This window comes from Aeromonas sp. ZOR0002, from assembly GCF_963866995.1.
Lineage (GTDB): Bacteria > Pseudomonadota > Gammaproteobacteria > Enterobacterales > Aeromonadaceae > Aeromonas > Aeromonas caviae.
This window is the reverse complement of the sequence record NZ_CAWMFQ010000273.1, coordinates 15,094-17,802: the sequence shown is the minus strand read 5'-3', so window position 1 is coordinate 17,802 and position 2,709 is coordinate 15,094. Positions and strand designations below refer to the sequence as shown.

Annotated in this window: 1 protein-coding gene and 2 pseudogenes; 1 reads left to right on the top strand and 2 read right to left on the bottom strand. The window is 65.5% G+C overall.

The features are described 5' to 3' along the window. A pseudogene (locus tag AACR77_RS14820) lies at nt 1–352 on the bottom strand (NAD(P)-binding protein); the annotation flags it as partial. Between the two features lie 350 nt (nt 353–702). On the opposite strand from AACR77_RS14820, the gene AACR77_RS14815 reads away from it, so the two are divergent. Next, a complete protein-coding gene (locus tag AACR77_RS14815) occupies nt 703–2,505 on the top strand; it encodes an MOSC N-terminal beta barrel domain-containing protein (protein WP_042882510.1) in 1,803 nt (600 codons plus the stop codon). A gap of 80 nt (nt 2,506–2,585) precedes the next feature. Here the strand turns inward: AACR77_RS14815 and AACR77_RS14810 are convergent. Beyond that, nucleotides 2,586–2,709, bottom strand: a pseudogene (locus AACR77_RS14810) (protease HtpX); the annotation flags it as partial.

The window sequence follows — 2,709 nt, the reverse complement described above, 5'->3', positions numbered from 1 at the left end:
CCCCTGCCTGCCAGCCCCGGGCCAGCGCCTCGTCGCCGAGGAAGCGTTCGATGGCGTGGATGGAGACGGCATCATCCACCTGGGCACGGTTGCAGGCCGTTTCGCAGGGGTGATAACAGACCCGCCCGTGGACTGCAGGCAGGGGATTTTCTTCGATGAGGCGTTGCCAGGCCGCCTCAAAGCGGCCCGCTTCGGCCAGGGCAAGCCAGGCCTGGATGTTCTCGCCAGCCGGGCAGGCGTGGTTGCAAGGTGGCAGGGCCGGCCGCCAGACGGGCAGCCGGGTACGGACCGGGCCTGTTCCCGTTTTCTGGGAGAGATCCGGCTGTGGGGTCATATCCAGTTGTTTGCTCATACATTGCTTTCTTCTTTTTGTGTGACAGGCCCCATCCGAATGCGCTTGATACCGTGTTGCCTGGGCAGACGGTGGCCGGAGAGGGAAGAAGCGAAAGCGTCAGAAACTGGAAGCTGGCCCGATGATGGGCCGTTTTTTGTACGACATGGTGGATCAGGATCAATAAATGTTGCGCTTTATGGGTCGCCCCCTTCACAACCGGATCCCCGTCACACCCCGCAGCCATTCGGGCCTGTCGCCCGGGCCCCCTCGCCGCCCTCGACGTGGGCAGCAGGAGAAGATTGCCGCCCGGGACAGGAATCGTTATCTTCCCCTCTTCACAGGAATCGCCACAGCACAAGGACCAGGACATGCCGACCCTCGCCAGCATACATCTCTACCCCATCAAATCGACGGCAGGCATGCCGCTGGAGCGCGCCCAGGTGACCCAGGAGGGACTTGCCGGGGATCGCCGCTACATGGTGGTCAAACCGGATGGCACCTTTATCACCGCCCGCACCCATCCCCAGTTGCAGCAGGTGGTGGCCACCCCTGTCGAGGGGGGGCTGCAACTGCGCTATCCAGGTCTTCCCCCCCTTGCCCTCATGGAGGCGGCGTTCAGTCGCGCCCCTCAGCACACCGGTGTCTGGGGGGATCGCTTTACCGCCCTGCACACCGGGCCCGACGCCGATGAGTGGCTGAGCCGGGTGGCGAGGGAGCCGGTGCGCCTGCTCTGGCTCGGGGAGGCATCCGATCGTTTTCGGGAGAAGACCGGCACCCGGGTGAGCTTTGCGGACGGCTACCCCTTGCTGCTCATCAGCCAGGCTTCCCTTGAGGATCTCAACCTGAGATCCGATGCCTTGCACCAGATGAGCCAGTTTCGTACCAACCTGGTGGCGAGCGGCACCCGCCCCTTCGAAGAGGATGGCTGGAAGCGGATCCGCATCGGCGAGGTGGAGTTTCGGGTGGACAAGCCGTGCAGCCGCTGCATCATGACCACGGTGGAGGCAGGCACGGAGCGCTTCAATGCCCTGAAAGAGCCGCTGGCCACCCTCACCCGCTACCGCCGTGGCGAAGATGGTGAGGTCTATTTCGGCCAGAATCTGGTGGCCCTGAACGAGGGCTGGATTGACGCGGGCAGCGAGATCGAGGTGCTGGAGCGGGCCCGGGCGCCGGTCTACCCCAACGCGGCCCCGAAAAAGCGGGAGCTGGTGTGCGTCGCCCGGGAACCCCTGGCCCGGGATCTGGAAACCTTCTGGTTCGAGGCCGCCGACGGCGAGCCCCTGCCCGACTACCTGCCTGGCCAGCACCTGCCCATCAGCCTCGATATCAAAAACACACGGGTTCAACGCCGCTACACCCTGAGCTCCACGCCGGAGCGGCCCGAGCGTTACAGCATCAGCGTCAAGAAGCTGGCCGATGGCCGCCTCTCCCCCTGGCTGCACCATGAGCTGCGCGTGGGCGATCACCTGCTGGCCGCCCCCCCGGCCGGCGAGTTTCACTTAGGGTCCGAGCGCAGGCTGCTGCTGCTCTCGGCGGGATCCGGTGTCACCCCCATGCTCTCCATTGCCCGCACTCTGGCACTACGGGGGGAGCTCGGTGACGTCCACTTCATGCACCTGTGTCGCAGCGAGGCGGATATTCCTGCCGCCAGCGAGCTGCACGCCATGGCGCAGCAGGGAATGACCCTCACCCTGATCCTGAGCCAGCCTGACAAACACTGGCAGGGGCTCAGCGGCCGTCTGAATGACGATCATCTGGGCCGGATCCGGGATTTGCAGGAGCGGGAGGTATTCATCTGCGGCCCCCACGGCTTCATGGCCGATGCAGCCAACCGGCTGACCGCCCTCGGCGTACCGGCCGGGCGCATCCGCCAGGAGAGCTTTGGCGGGGCCCTGCTCTCGGTGGCCCGCCCCCATCAGGCGGTGCAACTGCGTATCGGCGAGCGGGAGTTTGCGGGCAACAACCAGGGCACCGTGCTGGATCAGGCCAACAAGCAGGGGGTAGAGCTGCCCTGGAGCTGCCGTGCCGGCATCTGCGGCAGTTGCAAGCAGACCCTGGTCTCGGGCGAGGTGGATCACCCCGATGCCCCCGCCATCAGCGCCGCCGAGCGTGCCGAGGGCAAGATCCTCACCTGCTGCGCCGTGCCCCTGACGGATCTGGTGATCAAATAGGGTGATCGGGGGGCAAAACCCCGTCCCCGGAATGCAAAACGGCTGCCCGAGGGCAGCCGTTTTCTTTAGATGACTGGCTATCAGCCACGCAGGGCGGCGATGCGCTGCTCGATGGGCGGGTGGCTCATGAACAGCTCGCTCATGGAGCGCTTGCCGTTGATGCCGAACGCCATCATGGAACCCTCCATCTGCGGCTCGGCACCG

Bases quoted from the DNA above. Each gene is read 5' to 3' on its own strand.
- AACR77_RS14815 (WP_042882510.1), top strand. From the start codon at position 703: ATGCCGACCCTCGCCAGCATACATCTCTACCCCATCAAATCGACGGCA.